Source organism: Saccharothrix sabaoui (genome assembly GCF_051756985.1).
Classification (GTDB): domain Bacteria; phylum Actinomycetota; class Actinomycetes; order Mycobacteriales; family Pseudonocardiaceae; genus Actinosynnema.
The window spans coordinates 1-6,568 of sequence record NZ_JBPKJK010000278.1; the positions used below are offsets into that span (position 1 = coordinate 1).

The window sequence follows — 6,568 nt, forward strand, 5'->3', positions numbered from 1 at the left end:
GACCTCGACGTGGCGCCCGGCGAGTTCGTGGCCGTGCTCGGCCCCAACGGCTCCGGCAAGACGTCCCTCATCCGCGTCCTGCTGGGCCTCCAGCCGCTGTCCGGCGGCACGGTGCGCGTGGCGGGCGGCAACCGGCGCATCGGGTACGTCCCGCAGCAGCGGGCCCTGGACTCCACGCTGACCCTGCGCGGGCGCGACCTCGTCGGCTTCGGCCTCGACGGCCACGGCTGGGGCGTGGGCCTGCGCGGCAGGCGCGAACGGCGCCGGCGGGTCGACGAGGCGCTGGCCTCCGTCGGCGCGACCCGGTACGCCGACGCGCCGATCGGGCTGCTCTCCGGCGGCGAGCAGCAGCGGCTCAGGGTCGCGCAGGCGCTGGTCGGCGACCCCGAGGTGCTGCTGTGCGACGAGCCGCTGCTCTCCCTCGACCTCGCCCACCAGCGCGTGGTCAGCGACCTGATCGACGCGCGGCGGCGGTCCGCGGGCACGGCCGTGCTGTTCGTGACGCACGAGATCAACCCGATCCTGCCGCTGGTCGACCGGGTGCTCTACCTGGTGGACGGCCGGTTCCGGATCGGCACGCCCGCCGAGGTCATGACCTCGCGGACCCTGACCGAGCTGTACCGCACGAACGTCGAGGTGGTCCGCGTGCGCGACCAGGTCCACGTGGTCGGCGCGCAGCACGTGTGCGAGGACGGACCGCACCACGTGGCGGATGAGGACTGATGGAGAACTTCTTCGACTGGCGGCTCACGGCGGAGCTGCTGGGGTACGACTTCGTGCGCGACATGCTGGTCGCGGGCGCCGTGCTGGGCCTGGTGGCGGGCGTCCTCGGCCCGCTGGTGGTGACCCGCAAGATGGCGTTCGCCGTGCACGGCACGAGCGAGCTGGCGTTCACCGGCGGCGCGGCGGCCCTGCTGCTCGGCGTCGGCGTCGGCTACGGCGCGCTGGCCGGGTCGGTCGTCGCCGCGCTGCTGCTGGGGCTGCTGAGCAGGCGCGACTCCGACCGCGACTCGGTGATCGGCGCGATCCTGGCGTTCGGGCTCGGCCTGGGCGTGCTGTTCCTCGCCCTCTACAAGGGGCGCGCGGCGAACAAGTTCGGCCTGCTCACCGGCCAGGTCGTGAGCGTGGGCTCCACGGACCTGTGGCTGCTCATCGGCGCGTCGGTGGCGGTCCTCGCGGTCCTCGCGGTCATCTACCGGCCGCTGCACTTCGCGAGCGTGGACGCCGCCGTGGCCACCGCGCGGGGCGTGCCGGTGCGCACGCTGGCCGTCGTGTTCGCGGTGCTGGTGGGCGTGGCGACCGCGTTGAGCGTGCAGCTCGTCGGCGCGCTGCTGGTGCTGTCGCTGATGATCACCCCGGCCGCGGCGGCGTCGCGCGTCACGGCCAGCCCGCTGCGGGCGACCGTGCTGGCCGTGGTGTTCGCGGAGGTGTCCGTGCTGGGCGGCATGCTGCTGTCCCTCGCGCCGGGCGTGCCGGTGAGCGCGTTCGTCACGGCCCTGTCGTTCCTGATCTACCTCGTGTGCCGCGTGCTGGGCCGAACGAGGGAACGTGTCCGGTGACACGTTTGGGGTTCACCCGAAACGGGTAGACGCCTCCCAGGGGCACCCTGGCCCAGCTCCGGGCCGCGCGGAAGCGAGTGCCACATGGGACGGTCGTGGGCGTCACCGGACCACCGCAGCCGAGGCGGCGGTGGCGATGGCGCACGCCCCGCCCCGGTCACCCCGCGCCCGGCCTCCCGGTACCCGGTCACCCCGCCCTCAGGCGGACCTGGTGACCTCGGCCTGCTCCCGCGTCCCCTGCGCCCGCTGGTCGTGCGCCCCGTCGGCCGGCGCGTCCAGCCTCGGCGCGGGCAGCAGCCGGATCTCGCCCGCCGACACCCGGACCTGGTTGCGGCCGTTCTCCTTGGCCGCGTAGAGCGCCGCGTCGGCGCAGTGCTGCGCGTCGGCCAGGGCGTCGCCGTTGTCCGGCAGCACGGCCACGCCGATGGACGCCGAGATGGCGCGCACCTCCGGGCCGTCGGCGGTCAGCGGCAGGTTGCGGCCCCGCAGCGTCACGGTGTTGCGGTGCTTGTCGGTCGTCACGACGGACATCTCGCCGATCGCCTCGCGCACCCGCTCGGCGATGGCCGTGCCCTGGGCGAGGCCCGTGTCGGCGAGCACCACGACGAACTCCTCGCCGCCGTCGCGCCCGGCCACGTCGCCCGGCCGCAGCTTCTCCCGCAGGATGCGGCCCACCTCGGCCAGCACCGCGTTGCCCGCCGGGTGGCCCCACGTGTCGTTGATGCGCTTGAAGTGGTCCAGGTCGATGGCCAGCACGGTCACCGGCTGCCCGTCGCGCCGGCAGCGCTCGGCGAGCCGGGAGCCGTACTCGGCGAGGCCGTTGGTGTTGAGCAGGCCGGTCCGGTAGTCGGTGTGCGCGTCCTCGGCCAGCCGCGCCTGGAGCTGCTCCTGCTCGCGCAGCAGCCGTTCGAGGTGGGCCCGGCGCTCGGTGGCGCGGTAGAGCAGCGAGTTGACCAGGACCACCGGGAACACCAGCAGCAGCGGGCCCACCCAGTGCGTCGTCATCAGCATGCCGAGCATGGCGCCCGCGCCGAGCGTGGACAGCTCCAGCATGTTGTCCGCCCGCGAGCCCAGGAACTCCTTGATGCGGGTGTGCGGGGTGACGATCTTCAGCGCGACGGCGATGTTCATGCCCTGCGCGCCCCAGTTGACCACCGCGGCCACGATCAGCACGAGCACGAGGCCCAGGTCGGGCAGGATGCGGCCGGTCGAGAGCAGCGACAGGCCGGACATGTGCACGACGAACCAGGCGAGCAGCGTGCCGCCCAGGATGCTCGCCGAGGAGAACACGAACCGGTACGGCTGGCGACGCGCGATGGGCTGGATCAGGATGCGCATCCAGATCGTGGCCAGCACGGCGAGCGCGCCGGGCAGCGCGATGGCCGCCGCGAACGTCCAGACGGACGTGAGGTCGATGTGCGGACCGGCCGACTCGTCGCGGCGGGACTCCTCCGCGCGGCGGACGATCATGAGGTGCACGGTGATCGCGAACATGACCGCGCCGAACCGCAGCCAGTCCGCGTCCGACACGTTCCCCAGGGTGGTGAGCAGCCAGATGGAGACCGCCGCCACGGCCGACTCGACCAGGAAGAAGTAGGTGAACGCGGCGGGCCGCAGCGTCCAGATGTCCCAGTTCCGGATCGAGGCCGAGCCGAGTGCCCTGGAAGCGTCCTGGCCAGTCACACTGTTCTTCACCACGACCCCCTGCCCTCTGACCGGCACCGCGTGGCGAACGTCGTTCGCGGGCGCGCGCCGGCGTCCGTGACGCGTTCCGAGGAGGTGTTCACCATGCGCAACCGCGACATGTAGGCCACCTTCCCTCCAACCCGGACCGAACGCTCACCGTACGTGCCCGCTGGCTAGCGGGCCGCAGCCGAGGGGTCCTTCATGTTTGACAATCGCGATATGTGATGGCTCCGTTTCAGATCGCCACCGCCTCCGGGTCGTGCCGGGAGCGCGCTCGCCTCCAGGCTACGGTCGCCTGGGTCGCGAGGAGCAGTCCGATGCCGCCCGCGCCCGCGATGGTCGCGGTGACCGACCCGATCGAGTGCGCGACGACGCCGGCCACGGCCATGCCGCCCCCCTGCGAGGACCGCAGCGCCGCCCGGCCGATGCCGTACGCCCGACCGCGGTACGCGTCGGGCAGGATGCGCATCCACGCCGACCGCGCCGGCGTGTGGTACGCACCGGCCATACCGGCGATGACCAGCAGGACGATGGTCCACGTCAGGTTCGGGTCCAGCGCGAACATGACCAGCGGGGCCAGCGACAGGATGGCGAGCGGCCCGATGAGCCGCTCGCGCTTCGCGGGGTCGCGCACCAGCCGGAACAGCACGGCCACGCCCAGCACGTTGGCGGCCGGTTCGATGGCCAGGATGAGCCCGACGGCCCACACCGCGTCCAGCTTCGCCGCCAGCGGCACGGCGAGCCCCTCGGGGACCATGGCCAGCCCGGCCAGCAGCCGCATGCCCATCAGGCTGCGCAGCCGCGGCTCGGTGACCAGCAGCGTGAACGCGCCGCGCGGACCTTCGGGGTCCCGATGCGCGCCCAGCGGGTCCGCGGCCGGTCGGTGCCGCACCGAGAACTGCACCAGGATCGCCACCCACACGAACGTCGCCGCGTTGATCGCGAGCGCGACGGTGGAGCCGGCGCCGGTGACCAGGAACCCCGCCGCGGCCAGGCCGGCCATCTGCGCGACGTCCACCGACGTGCCGAACAGCGCCACGCCGTCGTCGTAGCGGTCCTCGGGCAGCACGGACGGCAGGCTCGCCTCCTGCGCCGCGAGGAACGGCGACGAGATCATCAGGACCACGACCAGCAGCACGATCATGACCCACAGCGGCATCCCCGGCACGGCCATCAGCGCCATCAGCGCGGCCTGGAGCCAGGCGCAGCAGACCATCACCGTGCGGCGCGGGAAGCGGTCCGCGACCCAGCCCAGCAGCGGTCCCGAGATCAGCGGCGGGAACAGCGTCAGCGACCACGTGAGGGCGGTCCACGCGGCCGACTGGGTGCGCTCGAACACCAGGAGGGACAGCGCCACGGCGGCGAGCTGGTCGCCCACGGTCGACACCGTCGAGCCGATCCACATGCCGCGGAACTCGCGGTTGCCCACGAGCGCGCGGAGTGTCCCCCCGGAAGTCACAACTCCTCCAGGAGGTCGGTCGGCCCCGATGAGTGAGTCACGTTACCCCCACCCGAAGTAACAATTCCCTCGGTTAGCACGGTAGAAGCTGCCGGATCTGCAATCTCTGTCCTACCACAGTGTGTACCCGAACGGAGCAGGTCAGTTACCTAAAGTAGTTACAAAGGCGAAAAACCGGCCACTTATTCTTGACAGTTGACCGTAGGTGACCCGCCGTGAGCAATGCTCGCCTACCCTGTGTTGACGTAAGCCTCCATTGGGTCCGTCCCGGCTGGGCCGACCGGGCGAGCGCGTACCTGCGGTCGCGCAGCGCGCACCGGGCCCGCAAGTGCGTCAATTGTCGAAACTGCGCCGGTTGTCGATCATCAGAACTGGTAGTACAGGAACGGGCTGAACGTACCGCTGGCGACCAGGATCGCCGCGTAGCCCACGCCGACCGTCATCAACGAGACCCGGGCCGCCGTGGCGACCTTCGCGCGGGAGGACTCCAGGTAGGGGCCGGTCACGGGGTGGTCGGGCATCACGACGACGGCCAGTGCGACCAGCAGCAGAACAATGCGCTGATTGGTCGTCGCGGCGCTCACCGCTTCGGTCAACCCGCTGAAATCCGGCAACAGCATGTGACCGAGCATTGTGAACGCGGTCCCCAGATCCGGTGACCGGAAGAACACCCAGCCGATTACCACCAGCAACGTGGTGAGGGCGCGCCGGGCAATTCGGGTACGCGTAGTGACCGGAGCCGATTCCCATCCGAAACGGCGTTCCAGCACGAGCAGTCCACCGTGGAACAAACCCCACACGAGGAACGTCCAGTTCGCCCCGTGCCAGAAACCGGTGAGGACGAAAACGATCGCGAGGTTGCGGTAGGTCAGCAGCACGCCGCCGCGGTTGCCGCCGAGGGGGATGTAGACGTAGTCGCGGAACCAGCGCGACAGCGACATGTGCCAGCGCCGCCAGAACTCCGTCACGGTGACCGACGAGTAGGGGCGGGCGAAGTTCTCCGGCAGCCGGAAGCCGAGCATCCGGCCCAGGCCGATCGCCATGTCGGAGTAACCGGAGAAGTCGAAGTACAGCTGGAGCGTGTACGCGACCGCCCCGAGCCACGCGACGCCCGTCGTCATCTCGTCCGACGGGGTGGCGAAGCAGGCGTCGACCACCGGCGCCAGCGAGTCGGCGATGATCACCTTCTTGCACAGGCCCAGCGCGAACCGGGGGAACCCGGCGGCCACGTCGTCCCAGCGGTGCGTGCGCTCCTGCGGGAGCTGGTCGGCGATCTCCCGGAACCGCACGATCGGGCCGGCCACCAGCTGCGGGAACATCGCGATGTAGGTGACGAACGAGACGGGGTCGCGCAGCGCCGGCCGCTCGCCCCGGTACACGTCCACGACGTAGGAGATGTGGTGGAACGTGTAGAACGAGATGCCGATCGGCAGCGCCAGCTCCAGCACCGGCAGGTCCGCGCCCACCACGGACGCGATGTCGTGCAGCTGCTGCGACGCGAACCCGGCGTACTTCCACACCAGCAGCACGCCCAGGTTCAGCGCGATCGTGCCGACCAGCACGAGCCGCCGGTCACCGGGGCTGTCCGGCTCCAGCCGCCGGCCGGCCAGGTAGTTGGCGACCATGCAGCCGACGAGCAGCAGCGTCGTGCCGCCCGCGCCGGAGACGTAGAACACCAGGCTCGCCACGGCGACCACGACGTTCCGCCTGCGCCCGGGTGCGACGAGGACGGCCGCGAGCACGACCGGCAGGAAGAACCACAGGAACAGGGGCGTGGCGAAGGACATCGCCGCAGACTTTAACCGCCCGGCCCCGCCCCCGACCCGAAATCCGCGACGAACTCACATCACATCTCCGAGCGCGG

Annotated in this window: 5 protein-coding genes; 2 read left to right on the plus strand and 3 right to left on the minus strand. The window is 71.3% G+C overall.

What is annotated here, in order from left to right; all coding sequences use genetic code 11:
* Together ACR807_RS40570 and ACR807_RS40575 are read left to right on the plus strand one after the other, a co-directional pair.
* The coding region (locus ACR807_RS40570) for a metal ABC transporter ATP-binding protein (RefSeq protein WP_438926863.1) at positions 1-723 on the plus strand (723 nt) is incomplete at its 5' end.
* Positions 723-1,559, plus strand: coding sequence for a metal ABC transporter permease (locus ACR807_RS40575; RefSeq protein WP_438926864.1), 837 nt, complete (start codon positions 723-725; stop codon positions 1,557-1,559). The genes ACR807_RS40570 and ACR807_RS40575, both read left to right, overlap by 1 nt.
* 198 nt (positions 1,560-1,757) lie before the next feature.
* Here the strand turns inward: ACR807_RS40575 and ACR807_RS40580 are convergent, their stop codons facing one another.
* The 3 genes from ACR807_RS40580 to ACR807_RS40590 form a co-directional block, all read right to left on the minus strand.
* Complete coding sequence (locus tag ACR807_RS40580) at positions 1,758-3,242, minus strand: sensor domain-containing diguanylate cyclase (protein ID WP_438926865.1); 1,485 nt, start codon at positions 3,240-3,242, stop codon at positions 1,758-1,760.
* Positions 3,243-3,480: 238 nt separating this feature from the next.
* The gene (locus tag ACR807_RS40585) at positions 3,481-4,674 is read right to left on the minus strand and encodes an MFS transporter (RefSeq protein ID WP_438926866.1); all 1,194 of its coding nucleotides are present in this window, start codon (positions 4,672-4,674) and stop codon (positions 3,481-3,483) included.
* Positions 4,675-5,069: 395 nt separating this feature from the next.
* A complete protein-coding gene (locus tag ACR807_RS40590) occupies positions 5,070-6,491 on the minus strand; it encodes an MBOAT family O-acyltransferase (protein WP_438926867.1) in 1,422 nt (473 codons plus the stop codon).
* Between the last annotated feature and the right edge of the window lie 77 nt (positions 6,492-6,568).